General features: G+C 65.1%; 18 protein-coding genes and 1 pseudogene. 7 read left to right on the forward strand and 12 right to left on the reverse strand.

Going from position 1 to position 19,612, the window contains the following annotated elements; translation table 11 throughout:
- Window positions 1-65: 65 nt before the first annotated feature.
- Window positions 66-530, forward strand: a pseudogene (locus BVE01S_RS17255) (c-type cytochrome); the annotation flags it as partial.
- Window positions 531-537: 7 nt separating this feature from the next.
- Here BVE01S_RS17255 and BVE01S_RS17260 read toward each other — a convergent pair.
- The 4 genes from BVE01S_RS17260 to BVE01S_RS07055 all read right to left on the reverse strand — a co-directional run bounded on the left by BVE01S_RS17260 (window position 538) and on the right by BVE01S_RS07055 (window position 3,873).
- Window positions 538-1,257: a cytochrome b gene (locus BVE01S_RS17260; protein ID WP_066625963.1), complete on the reverse strand. Its 720-nt coding sequence runs from the start codon at window positions 1,255-1,257 to the stop codon at window positions 538-540.
- The gene (locus tag BVE01S_RS07045) at window positions 1,254-1,991 is read right to left on the reverse strand and encodes a cytochrome c oxidase assembly protein (protein ID WP_066625966.1); all 738 of its coding nucleotides are present in this window, start codon (window positions 1,989-1,991) and stop codon (window positions 1,254-1,256) included. The genes BVE01S_RS17260 and BVE01S_RS07045 overlap by 4 nt, the downstream gene beginning before the upstream one ends.
- Window positions 1,992-2,155: 164 nt before the next feature.
- Window positions 2,156-3,022 carry an aldose 1-epimerase gene (locus BVE01S_RS07050; protein WP_066625968.1) on the reverse strand — a complete coding sequence of 289 codons (867 nt, stop codon included), beginning with the start codon at window positions 3,020-3,022 and terminating at the stop codon, window positions 2,156-2,158.
- Window positions 3,019-3,873 (reverse strand): SMP-30/gluconolactonase/LRE family protein, encoded by an 855-nt coding sequence (locus tag BVE01S_RS07055; protein WP_066625970.1) that lies wholly within the window; start codon window positions 3,871-3,873, stop codon window positions 3,019-3,021. Before BVE01S_RS07055 ends, BVE01S_RS07050 begins: the two co-directional genes overlap by 4 nt.
- A gap of 72 nt (window positions 3,874-3,945) precedes the next feature.
- Between BVE01S_RS07055 and BVE01S_RS07060 the strand changes: the two genes are divergently transcribed.
- A complete protein-coding gene (locus BVE01S_RS07060) occupies window positions 3,946-5,472 on the forward strand; it encodes a tryptophan halogenase family protein (protein ID WP_066625978.1) in 1,527 nt (508 codons plus the stop codon).
- An 80-nt stretch (window positions 5,473-5,552) separates the two neighbouring features.
- Here the strand turns inward: BVE01S_RS07060 and BVE01S_RS07065 are convergent, their stop codons facing one another.
- From BVE01S_RS07065 to BVE01S_RS07075, 3 genes are all read right to left on the reverse strand, one after another.
- Window positions 5,553-7,355, reverse strand: a complete 1,803-nt coding sequence (locus BVE01S_RS07065; RefSeq protein WP_066625979.1) for an IlvD/Edd family dehydratase — start codon at window positions 7,353-7,355, stop codon at window positions 5,553-5,555.
- On the reverse strand, window positions 7,356-8,105 hold the full coding sequence (locus tag BVE01S_RS07070) for an SDR family NAD(P)-dependent oxidoreductase (RefSeq protein WP_066625980.1): 750 nt from the start codon (window positions 8,103-8,105) through the stop codon (window positions 7,356-7,358).
- 81 nt (window positions 8,106-8,186) lie between these two features.
- Window positions 8,187-8,960, reverse strand: coding sequence for an IclR family transcriptional regulator (locus BVE01S_RS07075; protein ID WP_066626185.1), 774 nt, complete (start codon window positions 8,958-8,960; stop codon window positions 8,187-8,189).
- Window positions 8,961-9,147: 187 nt separating this feature from the next.
- On the opposite strand from BVE01S_RS07075, the gene BVE01S_RS07080 reads away from it, so the two are divergent.
- The 3 genes from BVE01S_RS07080 to BVE01S_RS07090 are packed head-to-tail and all read left to right on the forward strand — an operon-like array spanning window position 9,148 to window position 12,237.
- Window positions 9,148-10,722: a sodium/sugar symporter gene (locus tag BVE01S_RS07080; protein WP_066625985.1), complete on the forward strand. Its 1,575-nt coding sequence runs from the start codon at window positions 9,148-9,150 to the stop codon at window positions 10,720-10,722.
- Window position 10,723: 1 nt separating this feature from the next.
- Entirely contained in the window at window positions 10,724-11,614 is an 891-nt protein-coding gene (locus BVE01S_RS07085; RefSeq protein ID WP_066625987.1) for a 2-dehydro-3-deoxygalactonokinase, read from the forward strand.
- Window positions 11,611-12,237: a 2-dehydro-3-deoxy-6-phosphogalactonate aldolase gene (locus tag BVE01S_RS07090; protein WP_066625989.1), complete on the forward strand. Its 627-nt coding sequence runs from the start codon at window positions 11,611-11,613 to the stop codon at window positions 12,235-12,237. The genes BVE01S_RS07085 and BVE01S_RS07090 overlap by 4 nt, the downstream gene beginning before the upstream one ends.
- 156 nt (window positions 12,238-12,393) lie before the next feature.
- Here BVE01S_RS07090 and BVE01S_RS07095 read toward each other — a convergent pair whose 3' ends face one another.
- From BVE01S_RS07095 to BVE01S_RS07105, 3 genes are read right to left on the reverse strand one after another with little or no spacing between them, the layout of a single operon-like run.
- Entirely contained in the window at window positions 12,394-13,356 is a 963-nt protein-coding gene (locus tag BVE01S_RS07095; RefSeq protein ID WP_066625992.1) for an ABC transporter ATP-binding protein, read from the reverse strand.
- On the reverse strand, window positions 13,356-14,393 hold the full coding sequence (locus BVE01S_RS07100; protein WP_066625995.1) for a FecCD family ABC transporter permease: 1,038 nt from the start codon (window positions 14,391-14,393) through the stop codon (window positions 13,356-13,358). The genes BVE01S_RS07095 and BVE01S_RS07100 overlap by 1 nt, the downstream gene beginning before the upstream one ends.
- Entirely contained in the window at window positions 14,390-15,577 is a 1,188-nt protein-coding gene (locus BVE01S_RS07105) for an ABC transporter substrate-binding protein (protein WP_084375330.1), read from the reverse strand. Before BVE01S_RS07105 ends, BVE01S_RS07100 begins: the two co-directional genes overlap by 4 nt.
- Window positions 15,578-15,683: 106 nt before the next feature.
- On the opposite strand from BVE01S_RS07105, the gene BVE01S_RS07110 reads away from it, so the two are divergent.
- Together BVE01S_RS07110 and BVE01S_RS07115 are read left to right on the forward strand one after the other, a co-directional pair.
- The gene (locus BVE01S_RS07110; protein ID WP_066626000.1) at window positions 15,684-17,759 is read left to right on the forward strand and encodes a TonB-dependent siderophore receptor; all 2,076 of its coding nucleotides are present in this window, start codon (window positions 15,684-15,686) and stop codon (window positions 17,757-17,759) included.
- A 1-nt stretch (window position 17,760) separates the two neighbouring features.
- Window positions 17,761-18,654, forward strand: a complete 894-nt coding sequence (locus BVE01S_RS07115; RefSeq protein ID WP_066626002.1) for a DUF5829 family protein — start codon at window positions 17,761-17,763, stop codon at window positions 18,652-18,654.
- Between the two features lie 333 nt (window positions 18,655-18,987).
- Here the strand turns inward: BVE01S_RS07115 and BVE01S_RS16760 are convergent, their stop codons facing one another.
- Together BVE01S_RS16760 and BVE01S_RS17015 are read right to left on the reverse strand one after the other, a co-directional pair.
- Window positions 18,988-19,179: a hypothetical protein gene (locus BVE01S_RS16760; RefSeq protein WP_157076442.1), complete on the reverse strand. Its 192-nt coding sequence runs from the start codon at window positions 19,177-19,179 to the stop codon at window positions 18,988-18,990.
- A 131-nt stretch (window positions 19,180-19,310) separates the two neighbouring features.
- Window positions 19,311-19,553: an integrase core domain-containing protein gene (locus tag BVE01S_RS17015; RefSeq protein ID WP_066626006.1), complete on the reverse strand. Its 243-nt coding sequence runs from the start codon at window positions 19,551-19,553 to the stop codon at window positions 19,311-19,313.
- Window positions 19,554-19,612: the final 59 nt, after the last annotated feature.

Consider the following 19,612-nt stretch of genomic DNA (forward strand, 5'->3'; position numbering starts at 1 on the left):
CCGCCTGCGACTCCACGCCTGGCCAGACGGATCGCACCTTCACGGCGAATGGTCAGGTTATCGCCATGAGCGGCGGCGCCGGCGGGGCGGCCAACGCCTGCTTCACCTGTCACGGCCTGGACGGCGGCGGGGACGGGGTCGCCGCCCCGCGCCTGGCGGGTTTGGACGCCGGCTATCTGCAGAAGCAGTTGGAAGACTATGCATCGGGCCTTCGTCCCGACGACGCCATGACCCGCATCGCCGAGGCCTTGGACCAGCAGGGCCGACGCGAGGTCGCCGCCTACTACGCCGCCCTGCCCGCGCCGCCGACGCAAACGCCCGCGTCGATGGCGCCTGCGCCCGCCATCTATCTGAACGGCGACCCTTCGCGCGGCATCGTCGCCTGCGCCTCGTGTCACGGCGACCGGGGGCAAGGCTCGGGCCAAGGCGGCAATCCGCAGATCGCCGGTCAGCCCGCCGCCTACACGCTGGAACAGATCGACCGCTGGAAAGCGGGCAAACGCCGCAACGACCCGCGCGGCGTGATGGCCGCCGCCGTCAAATCGCTTTCGGACCCAGAAGCCCGCGCCATAGCGTCCTGGCTGTCGACGCAACCCGCTTCTCCAGCGCGCGCCAGCGCCGCTGCCACCGGGTCCGCTTCGGTCGAAGCAGCGGCACGACCGGCAGCATCGCGTGAAACACGTCGTCCCTATCGATCAGATGGTGCTTGAGCGCCGCGCCGGCGTGGATCGGGATCATAAGCAGTAGGGTGATGACCAATCCCAAGTGCATCCATTCCGCCGCCGCCTCGATCGCCCACAGCTGGGTGTTCGACAGATCCTGCAGCGGCAGCAACGGCCATTTAATGAAGCCCAACGTCTCCAGCTGACGCGTCCGATCCGTCGCCGAAATCATGGCCCAGCCCGACAGCGGCAGGCCGAACAGGCAGATGTAGAAGACATAGTGGGTCACATGGGCGGCCATGCTCTCCCAACCCGGCTTGTCCGCATCATTGATCAGGTCGGGCGCCAGCAGTCGCCATGACAGTCGGCCGATCACCAGGATCAGCATCAGCACGCCGATCGCAAAATGCAGGTCGTAGGCAGCCATCATGGCCCCGCCCACCGGCTGCCGCCCCATCCACCAGCCCCAACCAAGCTGGAAGATCACCAGCCCCGCCATCACCCAATGAAAGCCGATGCCGACGGGCGAATAGCGGCCCTCGTCATGGTGACCGGCCGCCCATTCCAGCAGCTGTCTGAACAGTCTTTCGATCATGCCGGATGCGCCTCGGCGTCCGGGCCGATCATCCGCCCCAGCCGCCACAGGGCGGCGAACAGATACAGCGCCGCCGCCGGCGCCCACATGATCAGCCCGGCCGCCTGCTGATCCTCCAGCGGCGTCAGGCCCCAGGCCAGGGTCGAATAGGCATGGGGCGCATAGACGGCCTGCCCCGCAAAGGTCAGCACCGCCCCAAGCAACCCCATCGCCAGCATTGCCGCCAACAGGGCGATGACCGCCGCCGGCGCAGACGCTGACCGCGCCGCGCACCAGAACCAGACGGCGCTCGCCAGCAGACTGATCTGCATCACCCAATAGACCGCATCGCTCGACAGGGCGGCACCATAGGCGTCGGGCGCGTGCCAGGCCCAGAACACCACCGCCTGCATCGCCGTCGCCAGGATCAGCGATCCATATCGTCTTATCGGCAGGGCCGCCGCCAGCAGGGGCGCGGCGACGCCGACCAACAGCACATGATGCACCGTCCGCGCGGAGAACAGCGCCGAACTGAGCGCGCACAGCGGGGAGACAAATCCAACGGCTAAAACAGCGACAGCCACCAGACCATAGCCGCGCCGCCGCCCTTCCAACCGCCAAAGGACCACCCCCGTCGCAGCGGCCAGAACAAGCAGCAACACCGGATCCAGGTTCCAGCGCCACTCGCCAAAGTCCGGCGCAGGTCCGCAGTAGGGCCGCCACGTCCCACCTGACGTCGTCGTCGGATCTTGCACCGCTAGCTGCCCCTTTCTCAAGCTCAGCTTCCAAAGCGGATGACGGTCCGTGCGGTTCCGAGCTTAACGTCTGCCGACGGGCTCACTGGCTCAGTCGCTCTCCATCCGCGACGACGCGTTGTCGCCGCGCAAGCAGCCGCTCAACCTTGGGGGCGCCATAGTCGTCAACTTGACGACACTGCGCCGATCATAACGGTGAGCGACAGGGTTCGGCCGGGCTTCAGGCCAACCAGACCATCATCCTCGCCAGCCGGAGCGTGGTGAGCGTCCGGGCGGTGAGTGACGGGTTCGACGCAACAGAAATCAGCGTCGACAGGCATGTAGACCTGGCTCCAGCGCGCGGCCGCGTCGGCGGTCAAGGTAACGCGGCGACCGCCGCCGTTCAGGAACGCCTCTCCGCTCCAGCCAGCGTAGGCGTGATCGACGAAGGGGGTATCGGCGAGATTTACGCCGTTCGACCAGTCCACAACCTCGGCGGCCGGCGCCAGTCGTTCCGGAATTTGACGGGCGTCGGTGATCCAGACCCTGTCGGCAGGAAGAGTGAGCCGGCTGTCTGGATGTCGGCGGAAATAGGGGTGCAGCCCTAGGCCTGCCGGCATGGTGTCCTCGCCCGTGTTCGTGACGGACAAGCCGATCTGCAGTCCTTCGCTGGACAGGGATACGCTTTGCCGCGCGAACCAGGGCCACGGCCAACCCTCGAGCTCGCCAGGCCAGTCTAACGTCATTGCGACTGAATCGGCGGATTGGCTTTCGACCGTCCAAGACCGCAGCCATCCTTCGCCATGGATCGCATGCGGCGCGAACCGATCGAGAACTGGCAGCTGACCCGAGCGCCCTTCGAACACGAAGCGACCGTCGGCGATCCGATTGGCGTAGGGAACCAGCGGGAAACAGGCCGTCTCCAAAATGTTGGTGGTCCCGTCTGGTGTGGGTCGGAACACCGGCTGACCGCGCCAGTCGAGGCTCAGGACAGACCCACCCAGTTCTGGCGCCAAGGTCGCGCGCCAGTCGCCGGCCCTTAGAGCGATCACAGCTTGATCCGGTTCTGCGGCAGACCCGGCGTCTCGACGCGCACACGATAAAGCCCCCCCAGCGTCGGTTGCTCAGCCCGCTTGTCGGCGTTCCCCAGCCATGCCGTGGTCATATAGAGATCGCGCAGGTCCGGGCCGCCGAAGGCCGCCTTGGTCACCGTCTGGACCGGCACGTCGATCTTGCCAATCCGCGTGCCATCAGGGGCGAAGCGGGCGACGCCCCAACCGTTGAACAGGCCGACATGCAGCACGCCGGCCGCATCCATGCTGGGACCGTCGGCGTAGCCGTCCTCGGTCACGGCGAAGACGCGCTTGTTCGACAGCAGGCCGTCCGCATGGTCGAAGGCCAGGACCGTCTTTTTCAGCGTATCGTGGTGATAGAGGGTGCGGCCATCCGGACTAAGGCAGGGTCCGTTGGTGACGCCATAGCCGTCGTCGTGCCGCGTCAGCTCGCCTCGGAACCAGCGATAAAGGGCGCCGGTCTCGACCTGTTCGCTGTCATCCATCGAGCCGAACCACAGCGAGCCGTCCGGCGCGACGAAGCCGTCGTTCAGCCGGTTCTGGGGTCGGTCTTCCTCGAGCGGCTGGAAGCGCGAGAAGTCGCCCTCCTCCGGGTCGAAGCGATACAGACCGCCCCGCACGCCGCAGATCAGCGAACCGTCCTCGGCGGGCAGGGCGAAACCGGTCTGATCGGGCGTGTCCCATGACCGTTTCCCACCAGTCGCGGGGGTGTAGCGGTGCAGCTTTCGACCTTTGATATCGACGAACCACACCGCGCCGCGCGCGGCGTCCCAGACGGGGCCTTCGCCCAGTTCCGCCTGCACGTCCCAGATCAGTTCAGCTTTGCCCACGAATCAACTCTCGGAATAGGATGTGTCGATCCGACTATAGAGCCATTCCACTCCCTTCACCGATTACGCCCGATGACTCCTGCTCCGCTGAAACGCATTCTGATCGTCGGGGGCGGCACGGCCGGCTGGATGGCGGCCGCAGCACTAGCGCACGTCACGCGCGGCACGGTGAAGGTCGAGTTGGTCGAGTCGGAGGTTATCGGCACGGTCGGCGTCGGCGAGGCCACCATTCCGCCGATCCTGCTGTTCAACCAGTTGCTGGGCATCGACGAAAACGAATTCATTCGCGCCACTCAGGCGACCTACAAGCTGGGCATCCAGTTCAACGACTGGTTCCAGAAGGGGCGGAGCTATTTCCACCCGTTCGGAACCTATGGCACGCGCATCGACGCCGCCTCCTTCCACCAATACTGGCTGCGGCTGAACAAGGCGGGGCTGGACGACGACCTGGACGCCTATTCCGTCACGACGATGGCGGCGCGATCGGGCCGGTTCACCCGGCCTGACACCGACCCGCGCGGCGCCGCCTCGCAGATGACCTACGCCTTCCATTTCGACGCCGGCCTGTACGCCAGGTTCCTCCGTCAACGCGCCGAAGCGAACGGCGTCGTGCGGTATGAGGGCAAGATCGCCGACGTGCGCCTGCGCGACGGCGACGGCTTCATCCAGTCGGTGCGGCTGGATGACGGACGCGAGCTGGAGGCAGACTTCTTCGTCGACTGTTCGGGCTTCCGCGGCCTGCTGATCGAAGGCGCGCTGAAGACGGGCTACGAGGACTGGACCCACTGGCTGCCGGCCGACCGTGCGGTGGCCATGCCCTGCACCCGCGTCGGCGATCCGACGCCCTACACCCAATCGACGGCCCTTGAAGCGGGGTGGCGCTGGCGCATTCCGCTGCAGCACCGCACCGGCAACGGCTATGTCTATTGCAGCCCCTTCATCTCGGACGACGAGGCCCAGGCCAAGCTGCGCGCCTCCCTGGACGGCGAGGCGATGGCTGAACCCAACTTCCTGCGGTTCACCACCGGTCGCCGAAAGAAGACCTGGAACAAGAACTGTCTGGCCTTGGGCCTGGCGTCGGGTTTCCTGGAACCGCTGGAGTCGACCAGCATCCATCTGGTGCAGTCAGGCATATCCAAACTGCTGCTGCACTTCCCCGACACTGGCTTCGCCCAAGCCGATATCGACAACTACAACCGCATGATGCGGCTGGAGACCGAGCGCATCCGCGACTTCATCATCCTGCACTATCACGCAACGGCGCGCGACGACTCGCCCCTGTGGCGTCACGTGCGGACCATGCCGATTCCCGAGACGCTAAAGCAGAAAATGGATCAGTTCCGCAGCCGGGGCCGCATCTTCCGCTATGAGGACGAGCTGTTTCAGGAGACGAGCTGGATCGCCGTGCTGCTCGGCCAGGGCGTCATCCCCGAGCGGCATGATCCGATCACGGAGACCATCCCTCTGGAGCAGGTCCAGCAATGGTTGCAGAAAATGAAGGCGATGATCCAGCATGGCGTGGCGCGGATGCCGACCCACGAGGCCTTCATCGCCGCCAACTGCAAGGCGCCGCCGCTGCAACAAGGCGGCGACGCCTAGAGCGAAATCCTGGAGCCTGATTCACGGCGTCAGCGGAATCGCGAAGCGATCCCTCCTCGACCGATCACGCTTTAGGGCCGTCAGTGGTTGTCGCGCGGCAGGCCGATGGTGTCGACGATGCGGTGGTATTTGACGGCGGGCTCCAGCACGGCGCCGGTTTCCAGCTGGCCGACCACGTCGCGCTGCATTTCCTGCCACGGGGTCTGGGAGGCGGGGTATTTGTAGCCGCCTGCCGCCTCGAACGCCTGGCGACGCTCGGACAGTTCCTCCTTGGAGATAAGGATGTCGGCGCGGCCGGTGTTCAGATCGATGCGGACCCGGTCGCCGGTCTTCAGCAGGGCGATGTTTCCACCCGCCGCCGCCTCAGGCGAGGCGTTCAGGATCGAGGGCGAGCCGGAGGTACCGGACTGACGCCCGTCGCCGATGCAGGCCAGGGCGCTGACGCCCTTCCTGATGAGGTATGCCGGCGGGCGCATGTTCACGACCTCGGCCGCGCCCGGATAGCCGATGGGGCCGGCGCCGCGCATGAACAGCAGGGTCTGTTCGGTGATGCCCAGGCTCTCGTCGTCGATGCGATGGTGATAATCCTCGGGCCCGTCGAACACGACAGCCGGGCCCTCGAAGGCATTCAGATCGTCGGGATTGGAGAGGTAGCGCTGGCGGAACTCGTCCGAGATCACGCTCAGCTTCATGATGGCCGAGTTGAACAGATTGCCGCTGAAGACGACGAAGCCGGCGTCGGTCTTCATCGGGGCGTCGAAGCTCTTGATGACATCGGGCAGTTGGATCTCGGCGCTCTTGCAGTTCTGGCCGATGGATTTGCCGGTGACGGTCAGGGCGTCTTCGTTGATCAGCCCCTGCTTCATCAGTTCGGAGACGACGGCGGGGACGCCGCCGGCATGGAAATAGTCCTCGCCCAGATATTCGCCGGCGGGCTGGAGGTTGACCAGCAGGGGCACGTGAAGCCCCTCAGTCTGCCAGTCCTGCAACGGCACATCGACATGGGCGTGGCGGGCCAGCGCCGTCAGGTGGATCGGGGCGTTCGTCGAACCGCCGATGGCCGAGTTGACAACGATGGCGTTGTGGAAGGCTTCCTTGGTCAGGATGTCCGACGGCTTCAGGTCCTCACGCACCATCTCCACGATGCGCAGTCCGGTCTCATAGGCGACCTGGGCGCGTTCGCGGTACGGCGCCGGAATGGCGGCCGAGCCGGGCAGCGACATGCCCAGCGCCTCGGCCAGAGAGTTCATCGTCGTCGCCGTGCCCATGGTGTTGCAATAGCCCACCGACGGCGCCGACGACGCCACTAGTTCGATGAAGCCGTCATAGTCGATCTCTCCGGCCGCCATCATTTGACGCGCCTTCCAGATGATGGTTCCCGACCCCGTGCGTTCGCCCTTGTGCCAGCCGTTCAGCATCGGGCCGACCGACAGGGCGATCGCGGGGATGTCCACGGTGGCGGCGGCCATCAGACAGGCGGGCGTGGTCTTGTCGCAACCGATGGTCAGGACGACGCCATCCAGCGGATAGCCGTAGAGGCTTTCGACCAGACCCAGATAGGCCAGGTTGCGGTCCAGACCGGCCGTCGGGCGCTTGCCGGTTTCCTGGATCGGGTGAACCGGGAACTCCATGGCGATGCCGCCCGCCTCGCGGATGCCTTCGCGGACGCGCTCGGCCAGGACCAGGTGGTGGCGGTTACAGGGCGACAGGTCCGAGCCGGTCTGGGCGATGCCGATGATCGGCTTGTTCGACTGAAGCTCTTTGCGCGTCAGGCCGTAGTTCAGATAGCGCTCAAGATACAGCGCCGTCATGTCCGGGTTCTCCGGATTATCGAACCAGGCGCGGCTGCGGAGCGGCTTCTTGGGCTTTGAGGTGTCGGTCATTCAGGTCCAGCCGCCATCGACGACATAGTGTTGATTGGTGATCGCCCCCGCCTCGTCCGAGCACATGAAGACGACGACGCGAGCGATATCTTCGGGTACGAGCCGGCGCTTGAGGCACTGGTTGGCGTAGATGTCTTTTTCGGTCTCCGGCGTGACCCAGAGCTCCAGCTGGCGCTCGGTCATAATCCAGCCGGGGGCGACGGCGTTCACCCGCACGCCGAACTCGCCGAAATCGCGGGCCAGCGAACGGGTCAGTCCGATCACCGCCGACTTGCAGGCCGTATAGGCAGCCATGCCCCCCTGGCCGATGACCCAAGAGGTCGAGCCCAGATTGACGATCGCACCCTTGCCCGTCGCTTTCATGTCAGGCAGCACGGCTTGGGCGGCGAAAAACTGGTGCTTCAGGTTCACCGCTATCCGGCCATCCCAATACTCTTCGGTCACCTCCAACGTGGCATGGCGTTCGTCATGGGCGGCGTTGTTGACCAGAATGTCGATGGGGCCGAAGGCGTTACGCACCGTGGCTATGGCGGCCTTCAAGGCCGAAATGTCTGTCAGGTCACAGGCGACGAACAGCGCATCCCGCCCCAGCTCCGATTGCAACTTGGTCCCACGTTCGGCGTCGATGTCCAGAAATCCAACCTTGGCGCCTTGGGCATGGAAGGCGCGGACGATGCTTTCGCCGATGCCGCCGGCGCCGCCGGTGACGATGGCGATCTTGCCCTTCAGATCGGAATAGATGGCGGCCATAGACGACGCTTTCTCGACGGACGACCGTCTGGACGGCCATCAGGTCTTTTCACAAATGAAAGTCGTTGCCGTCAACAAAAATCAAGCTTGGGAGACGGCGCTCATTTGATCCGAGATCGCCGCCGCGGTTTGAACCAGCAACGCCGCAGCCTCCTCCTTGCTGCTCGAGGACGCCGCCTGCTCGATGAAGGGGGTGATCAGGGTGGCGATAATGCCGTCGGACCCCATGATCGGCGCCACCAGGTCCGTAACCCCCTTCACGAAATCGCTGGCGCGCTCGACGTGATCGCCTTGCGTCATCGCCACCGCGCGGTGGGCGAAATCATCGACTTCTGATGCTCCGAACTGCGCGGCGAGGACGGCGTGCAGTTGCATCCGCGCTCGCTCGTTGGCGCGCGAATAGAACATCAGACCAGATGTGGCGTGCAGGATGCTGCGCCGATAGCCGATGCGGACGGAATAGCCGAGGTCGCCGGGGCTCTCGATTCGGGCGATGACCACGATCTGGTCGCCGGACGGCACGACAAGGTGACAGGATTGCAGCGTGTTCGACGCGAGGTCTCGCATCGCCGGCATCGCCACATCGACCAGTGACTTTATCGGAGCCTGGGTCATGCCCAAGGTGAACAGCCGATTGGTCAGACGATAGCCTTCGGAAGACTGTTCGATATAGCCGCGAAACTCCAATACCTGGATCATGCGAAACAGTTCGCTGACCGAGCGCCCGAGGGTCACAGACATCTGAGACGGCGTCATCGCCTCGCCTTGGGACGAGAGCAGTTCCAGTACGTCCAGACCCTTTTCCAGAGCCGGAGCGCGGTATTTGCGGTCGTCGGCGGCGTCTTGGTCGGTCATGAAGGTTCTCTGATGAACGCCCCAAATAAGGGTGGCGCGCAGCACGGTGAAGCAATCGATGGCAATGACATTACATTACTGCGGGTGAAATCTCTACGCACATATAAAAACACATTGCGACAGTCTGACGCCTCGACTAGGGTTTGGTCCAAGCTCGGCTAAGGAGCTGCATTGGGGGAAGTGCACCATGTCGCTCGCAGGCATCGATCTGGCGATTCTGGCGATCTACGCCATCTTCATCTTTGGCCTGGCCCAGTGGGTGTCGCGCAGCAAGGCGGGCGAGCAGAAGACATCCACAGACTATTTCATGGCGTCCAAGAGCCTGCCCTGGTGGGCCATCGGCGCTTCCCTGATCGCGGCCAATATCTCGGCCGAACAGATCATCGGGATGAGCGGATCCGGCTATGTGATCGGCTTGGGCATCGCCTCCTATGAGTGGATGGCAGCCCTGACCCTGCTGATCGTCGGCAAGTTCTTCCTGCCGATCTTCCTGCGCAACGAGATCGTGACGATGCCGCAGTTTCTGCAGCAGCGGTACGGGCCGACGATCCGCAATGTGATGGCCGTCTTTTGGCTGCTGCTCTACGTCTTCGTGAACGTGACCTCGATCCTGTGGCTGGGCGCCATCGCGGTGCACACCGTCACAGGCTTCAACCAGGACTACGCCATCGTCGCCATCGGTGTCTTCGCCCTGGCCTATCAGCTGTGGGGCGGGTTGAAGGCCGTGGCCCTGACAGACATCGTGCAGGTGGCCCTGCTGGTCTGCGGCGGCCTGATCATAGGCTTCATCGCCCTGTCGACGATCGGCGGCGCGGGCGGAGCGGCGGCGGGCTTCCATACCCTTATCACCCAGTTCCCGGACAAGTTCGACATGATCCTGTCCAAGGACAACCCCCACTATCAGGAGCTGCCGGGCATCGCCGTCCTGCTGGGCGGCCTATGGGTCATGAACATCAGCTACTGGGGCTTCAACCAGTATATCATCCAGCGCGCCTTGGCGGCCAAGTCGCTGCCGGAAGCCCAGAAGGGCATCGCCTTCGCCGCCTATCTGAAACTGCTGATGCCGGTGATCGTGGTGCTGCCGGGCATGGCGGCGCTGATCCTGGCCCCCAATCTGTCGGCGCCGGATCAGGCCTATCCGACAATGATGAACCTGCTGCCGGTGGGTCTGAAGGGACTGGTCTTCGCGGCCCTGATCGCCGCCATCATCGCCTCGCTGGCGTCCAAGGTGAACTCGATCTCGACCATCTTCACCCTGGACCTCTACGCCAAGATCAAGAAGGACACGCCCGAGCATCAGCTGGTCACGGTCGGCCGCATCGCCGCCGTGGCCGCCGTCATCATCGGCATCCTGACCGCCCGTCCTCTGCTGGGCGGCTTCGATCAGGCGTTCCAGTTCATCCAGGAATTCACCGGCTTCTTCACTCCCGGCATCGTGGTCATCTTCATGCTGGGCCTGTTCTGGAAGCGGGCCTCCGAAGCCGGCGCCCTGACCGCCGCCATCGGCTCTGTCGTCCTGTCGGCCATCTTCTGGTGGTTGCAGGAAACCGGTCAGTTCATCTTCCCCTTCATGAACCGGGTCGGCGTCGTCTTCGTCGTCTCGCTGATCGCAGCGGTGATCGTGTCCCTGCTGGTCCCGGCCAAGCCTGACGCCATGAAGATCAAGCTGGACAAGATCAGCTACAAGACCTCGCTGGGCTTCAACCTGGCGGCGGTCGGCGTGATCGCCTTCCTGATCCTGGTCTATTCGATCTGGTGGTGAGGTGAGTGCAGCGACCGAACTGATCGGGGTCGATTGGGGCACCAGCAATCTTCGCGTCATGCGGATCGCCCAGGGCGGCGCGGTGCTGGACAGCCGCTCCGACCCGCGCGGCGCCGGCGGCCTTGCGCCGAACGAGTTCCACGGCGTGCTGACCGAGGTCGCGGGCGACTGGCTGGACGACCGCCTGCCCGTCCTGATCAGCGGCATGGCCGGGGCGCGGGGCCGGTGGCGTGAAATGGCTTATCTGCCCTGCCCCGCCGGCGTCGCCGATCTGGCGAGAGGCGTGGCCAGTCCCGACGACGCGCCCCACGTCTCCATCGTGCCCGGGGTCGCCGTGTTCGAGGACGGCCGCCTTCAGGACGTGATCCGCGGCGAGGAGACCCAGGTTTTTGGTTTGGATGCGCCCGATGACGCCGTCGTCGTCGGCCCCGGCACCCACAGCAAATGGATCCGCACCGCTGGCGGCCGGGTCGCGGATTTCCGCACCTTCATGACCGGCGAACTGTTCGCCGCAATCCGCAAGGGCACAATCCTTGGCGCCGGCATGGGTGATCCCGGCGTGGACGACGACGCCTTCGCCGCTGGTGTCGAGCGATCATTGCGCGACCCAGCCCTAACCGCCGCCCTGTTCTCAGTGCGGGTTGAAGGTTTGGCCGGACGCCTTTCAGCGGCATCCTCGGCCGACTATCTATCCGGCCTGCTGATCGGGGCCGAGGTCGCGGCCCAAGCTGACGCCAACCACCGCCCCGTCATCCTGCTCGGCGCCGAGGCCCTGAGCCGCCGCTACGCCGCCGCCCTGGCGCAGGGCGGTTTCCAAGACGTCCGTATCGCGGACGGCGCCGCCGCCACGGCCAAGGGTCTGTGGCGCATTCACGAGGCCGCACACCGATGATCCCTGTTTCCATTGAAAGCCTGGACGCCCTGCCGCTAATCGCCATCCTGCGCGGCCTGAAACCGGAAGAAGCGGTCGAGATCGGCGAGGCTATCGTCGCCGCCGGTTTCCGATGCCTGGAAGTGCCGCTGAATTCGCCCGAGCCGCTGGAAAGCATCCGCCGCCTGCGCCAGGCCTTGGACGGCCGCGCCTTGGTCGGCGCCGGCACTGTGCTGAACGTCGCAGCAGCGCGCGAAGTCGCAGAGGCCGGCGGCCAGCTGATCATCTCGCCCAACACCAACGTCGAGGTGATCGCCGAGACCAAGACCCTGAGTTTGCTGTCCCTGCCCGGCTTCTTCACCCCGTCCGAGGCTTTCGCCGCCCTGGACGCCGGCGCCGACGCGCTGAAGCTCTTCCCCGCCGAGGTCGCCGGCCCCAAAGGCCTCAAGGCCGTCCGCGCCGTCCTGCCCGCCGAAACCCGCATCTATCCCGTCGGCGGCGTCGATCCCGACAGCATGTCCGCCTGGCGCTCAGCCGGCGCCTCCGGCTTCGGCATCGGCTCGGCCGTTTTCAAGCCAGGGCAGACGCCGGAACAGGTCGGTCTTCAAGCCGCCGATTTCCTGGCCCGGTGGAACGGTTCCTAGGCAGGTTTCAGTAGCGATCATGCCCTGACTGATGAGGCTTGTGCGCCGGACCGAGCTTCGGTCTTATCCCGCCAAAGGCCTCAGCAGCTACATTGAGCCGGGATAGAGCGGTGCTGTCGATCAATTCCGACAGGCGACTTTGTGAGCGCCCTATCCTCATCGATGGGTGAGCGCTTTGTTCAAGGAACGGATCGTCAGATAGGTCTGACCATCGATCTCATAGCCCTGCGAGGAATGACGGATAACGAAGTCGGCTCCTGCTGCTGAGGCGCTAATCCCTAAGCCCATGCGTTTAGCGGCGCGTCCCAGCCAGACCGCCGCAGGCTCTTCGGCCTCGACAAAAACACTTCCACGGCTGGTCCCACGCGTTTCGAACCGGCCGCTCGTCATCGAGAACGCCACGTTGGCCTGATCGAACGCCGTGCCGATGGCGCCCGACAAGGCCACATCCTCGGGCGCGCCATCGACGAAACGACCTTCGCCCGGCAGCAGCCAGATTCGGTCCGCCGTGCTGAGCGACAGCTCCAGGTCATGGCTGGAAAGGAGGATCGAGACGCCCGTTTCGTGCGCGATCCGACGGAGGGTCGCCATGATGGTCACCCGACTCGGTAGGTCCAGGAAGGCCGTGATCTCGTCGAGCAACATCACCTGCGGCCGTTGGGCTAAACCCCTTGCGATCATGATCCGCTGTCGTTCGCCGTCCGACAGGCTGTCGACGAAGCGGTCGCGTAAATGCTCGCCCTCAACCTGCTCCAGGGCCCCGACGCAGATTTCGCGATCCTCTTCCGATAGCGAACCGGTCCAGCCGGTGTAGGGCTGCCGCCCCATCTCGACGAGTTCATGAACCCGCAACGCGCCGACCTGTGGCCTGTCGGTCAGAACCACGGCGACCTTTCGCGCCCGCTCGGCGGCGGACCACTGGCGCACCGGCCGGCCATCCAGACGAGCCTCGCCATCGACCGCGGGAATGAAGCCTCCCAACGTCCGCAGCAGGGTGGACTTGCCTTGGCCGTTTCGCCCCAGAAGGCAGATGAACTCGCCGGGTTCGACGACAACCTGCTCAAGCGTCGAGAGGACGTTTTTCCCGTATCCGATCTGAAGACGATCTATTGCGTACATCAGCCCTCCCCTCCGCGCAGACTGCGCGACTTCAGCAGGAGCAGGATGACCAGCGGGGCGCCGATCAGCGCCAGGATCGCGTTGAGGTGCAGGAAATGCTGCTCCCACGGCAGATGAACGACCAGATCCGCTGCGAGGGCCAGCACGGCCCCGATCAGGGCCGTCGCCGGGATCAGGGCGCCGATCCGCGCCGACCCGATCAGGCCGCGCGCCAGATGCGGCACGATCAGGCCGACAAAGGCCACGGGACCACAAAAGGCCGTCACGGGGGCGGCGAGCAGGATCGTCGTCCCCAGCACCAATCGCCTGAGCCGGGGCACGTTGACGCCGAGGCTCTCCGCATAGACGTCGCCCAGAAGGAGAGCCGTCAGTGGCTTGGCCAGCACGACAGCGCCGATCATCCCTATGGCCAGCAAGGGCGCCAGGGTGGCGAAGTCGCCCCAGACCACATTGGCGAAGGTGGCGTCGTTCCAGGCGGCGAAGACTCGGCCCTGGCTGCGGTTTGTGAAGTGCAGCAAGACGCTGATCAGACCTTGGGCGAGGAAGCCCAGCATCAGTCCCAACACCAACAGGGTGACCGTGCCCACGCGGCGCGCCATGGCGCTCATGGCCACGGCCACGCCGAGCGTGCCCAGAACCGATCCTGCGACGACCCCCAGTCCGGCCAACCCGGTCAGCATCATCAGGAAGCCGGGGCCGACGACAGCGCCGGCGACGATGACCAGGGCTGCGCCGAACTGCCCTCCCGCCATCAGGCCAAGCGACCAGGCGTCGGCCAGCGGATTGCGGAACAGGGTTTGCATCAACAAACCGGCGAGGCCCAGGGCCGCGCCGCCGATCACGGCCGCCAGGACCCGAGGCAGGCGCAGATCAACGACGATGCGCGATTCCATCGACCCCGATCCGATCGAACCCAGGCCGGACAGCACCTCTCCCGGGCTGAGCATGACCTGACCGATCATCAGGCTGGCCAGGATCACGACCAGGAGGACGAGGGCCAGCCCGCCAACAAGCGCGGACCGCGCGAAGGCGGTCATCGATAGGCGCCCCGAGCGATTGGCTTGAGGAAGCGAAAGGGTTCGCTGACCAAATCCGGATGAAGCGCCTTTACGAAGTCCGCCAGAACCCAGTCGGGCCGCACAAAGGCGGTCTGGTACCAATCATAGGCGTTAGCCGAGAGATTGCTGCGCCCGGTGTTGGCGAACAATCGTCCGGCGCGGAAAGCTGGCGAGACGCCCTCCACCAAGGTGCTGCGCGGCGGGGCTGCGTGCAGGTCGCCGACGATCCAGACCTGCGCCTGGTCCGCCACCGGAAGTATTTGTTCCGTGGCCAGGGTTTCGGACGACCATTTGCGCGGGTCTTCCGGCCGAACCAGCAGGTTGCGCCCGCCGGCGTCGGCCAGATACGCCTGTTCCGCCCCTCGGACGGTGGCGACCCAGCGATCTCCGCCAGCCGGATAGGCCCACAGCGTCGGCACGGGCGGGCGCACGGTGGCGGCGGCTTTGAGCACCTGGGCCCGCGTCTCGATCTGGTCGAACAGGCGATCAGCTTCGGCCTCCCGCCCGGTCAGGAGGCCATGCAGGCGGACCCACTCGGCGCGTCCGAGATAGGTAGGTTCGTCTTCGGCGAAGGTCGGCGCCACGATCAGGCCGAGACGCCGGGCCCGATCCAGCACCGGGGTATGGGCGAGGTCGGACAGCCGCATCAGGAAGACGTCCGGCCGGGCGGCCAGCAGAACGTCAAGATTGGGCGGGGCATGCCAGTTATAGCCGATCTGGCCAATGCGGCCCTCGATGACGCCACGCCGCACATCGTCGTCGAAAGACACCCGACCGCCCACCGCCACCAGCCGGTCGTTGACGCCGAGTTGGCCCAGGAAGGCCTCGTCCGAACTGGCGTTGGCGGCGATCCGCATCACAGGCGTCCGGATCAGGGTGGCGTGCCGCAACGCGGCGGGCAGGCTCGGCTCCGGCCCGGCGCGCGGCGCCAGGACCAGCACAGCCTCCTGCTCCTGCGCCTGGCCGCCGCTCTGGTCGGCCACCGGCGCCCGTAGTCGCGCCACCGTGTAACCGTCGTAGCGCTCGAGTTTGAGATAGCGGGCATGTCTGAGTGGAATCGCCGTCCCGCTGGCGCCGCCCTTGACCGCCGGCACATCCCGACCCTCCGAACAGGCTGAGAGCGCCGATGCGCCAGCGGTGAGCAGAAATGATCGTCTCAGCATGTCTCGCCGCCTCCCGCGCGCGCGGCACAGAAAAATCAATCCTCGGGGGTGACTAAACGCAACGTTATAGCATAACAAGCCCGATCATTTTGTTCGGGGGAATTCTATGAAACTGCTGTTTGCCACGTCCGGCCTCGCCGCCCTTCTCGCCGCGCCGGCGTTGGCGCAGGACGCTCCGATCACCACTGCCGACGACGACGCCGTCGAGTTGGACGCCGTCACCGTCTTTGGCCGCCCGCTCGGCCGCGTCCCAGGCGAGACCGCGACCAAGACCGGGACCCCGGTTCTGGAAACGCCGTTCACGATCAACATCGTGACGCGGGAGCTGTTGGACCTGCGAAACGTCTCGAACATTGGTGAAGCCGCCGAGACCGTCAGCGGCGTGCAGCGCACCATCGGCTTCTCGGGCAACCAGCGCTTCCGCATACGCGGCTTCCAGAACATCTCGACCCTACGCGACGGTTTTCGCCAGTCGGTCAGCCAACCGGAGATCGACCTGCAGGGCGTCGAGAGCATTGAGGTGCTGAAAGGCCCGGCATCGGCGCTCTATGGCCGCTTCGAACCGGGCGGCGTGGTCAACTTCGTCTCCAAGAGACCCTATGGCTGGTCGGGCGGCGAGGCCTTCGTGGTCGGCGGTTCGCACGACTACTGGCGCGGCGGCCTGGACGTGAACGCGCCGATCACCGCCGATGGCATGGTGCTGGCGCGCCTCAACGTCGGCTATGAGAACGCGGGCAGCTACCGCGACCTGGTCGATAACGAGCAACTCTACGTCTCGCCCGTCGTGGAATGGCGTCCGGACGCCGAAACCAGTCTGCTGGCCCGGCTCGAATATCTCCAGCGCGACGCCGCTTTCGACCGCGGCTTCGGCAACAACGCCGCCTTCCTCGATCAGCCGGTCAGCCGAAACTACGGCGAAGACTTCATGCTGATCGAGAAGGAGCAGTGGGTCGCCGGCCTGGAGTTCAATCACCGTCTCAACGCCGATTGGCGCCTGCGCCTGGGCGGCTTCGTCTCGGCCGTGGACGTGCCGGAGGAACAGTTCTTCAACTACGGCTTCCCGCCTCTGTCCGGAACGACCGTCAACCGCAGCTTCGTCAGCTACGACGAGACCCAGGACGATCTGACCCTGCAGGCCGAGCTCTATGGTCGGATCGTCACCGGTCCCCTCACTCACCGCCTGCTGATCGGCATCGACCACAGCCGGGATGAACTCTCGTTCCTGAATGGGCAGATCGCCTACGGCCAGCCCATCGATCTTCTAAATCCCGTCCGCACCGGCCGTCCGACAAGCTACCTCCCGGTCGGCGACAGCCACTATGACTACACCTCGACCGGCTTCTATGTTCAGGACGAGATCGCCTGGAACAATTGGCGCCTGCTGTTGGGTGGGCGACTGGAGGACGTCGAAACCTACGCTTTCACAGCCGACTTCGTCGATCCGGGCGTCAGCCGCACCGACCGCCCCTTCTCTCCCCGGGCCGGCCTGACCTATCTGGTCACGCCGGACTGGTCGATCTATGGCAGCTGGGCCCGGTCCTCGCGCAACGAGGGCGACGCCGGCCTGCTCGAAAGCGGTCTGACGCCCAAGCCCACGCACGGCGAGCAGTTCGAGCTTGGAACCAAGGCGCTGGCGTTCAACGGCCGGGCCGAAATGACCCTGTCAGCCTTCGAGATCACCAAAACCGACGCCGTGGTCTCCGATCCCAACGACTTCAATCTCGTCATCCAGGCCGGTGAAATTCGCGTGCGAGGCGTGGAGGCGGAAGTATCGGCGCGACCGCTCAATCCCTGGACCCTCGTCGCCTCCTATGCCTACAGCGACAGCGAGATCGCCGAGGACACCAACACCTTCATCGTCGGAAACCGGCTGGCCGGCGTTCCGGATCATCAGGCCGCCCTGTGGACCTCGTGGGCGTTCGACGGTTCCCTAATCGGGCTGACAATCGGCGGCGGCGTCTTCCACGCCTCCAGTCAGGCGGCCACCACCAGCAACAATCTCGATCTGCCGGGCTACACTCGACTGGATCTGAACGCCGCCTACGGATTTGGCCACGGTTACGAGGTGCGACTGAACATCGACAATGTCACCGACGAGACGATCTTCATCACCGGCGGCTTCTCCCAGATCTATCCGCAAGCCCCACGCACCGCGCGCCTGACGCTAAGCCGGCGGTGGTAGGATGCGCTTCGTCCCGTTTGCCGCCAGCCTGATCGCCCTGACGACCGCGCCGGTCGCTGCGGCCGAGGCTTTCAAGCCCGACGTCGGCGTCTCGCCGACTAGAGAGGCCGCGGCGCTGAACCATGTCTTTGTCGTCGTGGACGCCGAGACCTTCGCCGCCATCCGAGACAGCACGGCGCTCGCCGCGCTTCTGGGGCGCACCGACAAGGGCCTGCCTGACTACGCGCCTCCCGCTCCCGGCGCGGATCGGGTCTTCTTCCGTGGGCGGCAGACCTATCTGGAAATCTTTGCGCCGAACAATCGTTTTGGAGAACCCGTTGGCAAGGTCGGGCTTGCCATCGGCCATGACGACCGGACGGACTTCGACGCTCTCGACGCCGCTTGGCGATTAGCCTGTCCGAACGGGTTCAGACGCACGCCCGTGACCTATGGGCGCGTCGAGCCCCCCATTCCTTGGTACGATGCGATCCAGTGCGACGAGACCGCCACCGGTGACCATCTCGCCGTCTGGGCCATGGTCTATCTGCCGCAGTTCCATGCCTGGCAGGCGGGTGACGTCGCGGAGCCACCGCGGACGGCCCGCGCCGATATCCTCGCTGCTCGGGCGGCGCAAGGCCAGGGCCTCTTCGACATCGTCGAGCTGTCCCTCGACGTGACCCCTAACACCTTCGATCGGCTCGCCGAGCAGCTGACGCGGGCGGGCCTAAGCCGCCAAGACACGACCGACGGCGCGGCGTTTCGGGGATTCGACTGGGGTCTGGAGCTACGCCGCGCCGATCGACCGCAACTTAGGGCCATCACGTTCAGCACCGGCGCAGCCCTCGCCGAGCCGTTTCCCCTGGGCACGGGGACGCTCTTGCCTAACGCCCACGGCCAGATGCGATGGATGCCCTGATCATCAAATTTGGAGGTGGGGTCTCCCAATCGCCGAAACAGCCTTTGCAGGCAGCAACCGACCCTCGACCTGCTGGCAGGTTCGGCGCTGGTTGCCGTCTGCGTCCGGGTTACAAAGAAGCGCCATGCGGCGACCATTGGGCAAGCGGAGTTGATCGTAGAGAGGATCCGTTGCGTCATGCCGCGGAAGGCATCCAGATCAGACCCGGTCAGGTTCATTCACAAATACAGATTCACGCCAGGCTGCAGAAAACAGTGGCGGCATAAGCGACTAGGACTGATGACCTTCTCTAGCCCGACGGCAGTCGCCGCTCCGGCCTTGGCTCTCTCGGAATCACCGTGTAGCGACGAAAGGGATTGTCGCCTGCAACGCCTCACGTACGGCTTCTTCCTGTGCGAGTTTGATGCCTGCCTCCACCTCTGCTTCCACTTCTCGGGGAAGCTTGACCAAGTCGCTGGCGAGGTCCGCTCGGTCATCGGCGATCTGATCAACTTCCAAATGCCCGGCTACAGTGGTGTGAAGCATGGGCACGTTGGTCACAGAGACGAAGGCGCGTGGGTCGGCGGGAGCTTTCGCCGCGCTCTCGGACACTCGTCCAGCGTGCTGAACAGGTGATTTGCCAGGCGGAGACAATCTACGGGCGTAAGCCTGCGGCGTCAGTCAACACCGCTTCGAGTGCGGCCGGGTTCGGTATGGTCGCTTCGCCAAGCTTCGAGGACGGCACGGGCGTGCGGCAGGGATCGCAACAGCGTCTCGTTCAGCAGTCCGTCGCGCAGCAGGCCGTTGAAGCTCGCGTTGCAACCGTTCTGCTGAGGCTTGCCCAGCGCGATGTTGCATAAACCCGCGCGGGGGTCGTCGGCACAGGCCAGGATGGCGTTGGGCACATATTTTTTCGCCACCGAAAAGATTGTCCAGAGGGTGAGGCCGCGCGCTTCGGCACGCAGCTTTCCGCTCGTCC

This window comes from Brevundimonas vesicularis NBRC 12165 (genome assembly GCF_001592205.1).
In the GTDB taxonomy this organism is placed as follows: Bacteria; Pseudomonadota; Alphaproteobacteria; order Caulobacterales; family Caulobacteraceae; genus Brevundimonas; species Brevundimonas vesicularis.

Coding starts and splice junctions, on each gene's coding strand:
- BVE01S_RS07070 (WP_066625980.1), bottom strand. CDS start 8,105: ATGGCCGCCATCTATTCCGATCTGAAGGGCAAGATCGCCATCGTCACC.
- BVE01S_RS07090 (WP_066625989.1), top strand. CDS start 11,611: ATGATCCCTGTTTCCATTGAAAGCCTGGACGCCCTGCCGCTAATCGCC.
- BVE01S_RS17260 (WP_066625963.1), bottom strand. CDS start 1,257: ATGATCGAAAGACTGTTCAGACAGCTGCTGGAATGGGCGGCCGGTCAC.
- BVE01S_RS16760 (WP_157076442.1), bottom strand. CDS start 19,179: ATGCTTCACACCACTGTAGCCGGGCATTTGGAAGTTGATCAGATCGCC.
- BVE01S_RS07100 (WP_066625995.1), bottom strand. CDS start 14,393: ATGACCGCCTTCGCGCGGTCCGCGCTTGTTGGCGGGCTGGCCCTCGTC.
- BVE01S_RS07075 (WP_066626185.1), bottom strand. CDS start 8,960: ATGACCGACCAAGACGCCGCCGACGACCGCAAATACCGCGCTCCGGCT.
- BVE01S_RS07080 (WP_066625985.1), top strand. CDS start 9,148: ATGTCGCTCGCAGGCATCGATCTGGCGATTCTGGCGATCTACGCCATC.
- BVE01S_RS07095 (WP_066625992.1), bottom strand. CDS start 13,356: ATGTACGCAATAGATCGTCTTCAGATCGGATACGGGAAAAACGTCCTC.
- BVE01S_RS07060 (WP_066625978.1), top strand. CDS start 3,946: ATGACTCCTGCTCCGCTGAAACGCATTCTGATCGTCGGGGGCGGCACG.
- BVE01S_RS07105 (WP_084375330.1), bottom strand. CDS start 15,577: ATGCTGAGACGATCATTTCTGCTCACCGCTGGCGCATCGGCGCTCTCA.
- BVE01S_RS07110 (WP_066626000.1), top strand. CDS start 15,684: ATGAAACTGCTGTTTGCCACGTCCGGCCTCGCCGCCCTTCTCGCCGCG.
- BVE01S_RS07065 (WP_066625979.1), bottom strand. CDS start 7,355: ATGACCGACACCTCAAAGCCCAAGAAGCCGCTCCGCAGCCGCGCCTGG.
- BVE01S_RS07115 (WP_066626002.1), top strand. CDS start 17,761: ATGCGCTTCGTCCCGTTTGCCGCCAGCCTGATCGCCCTGACGACCGCG.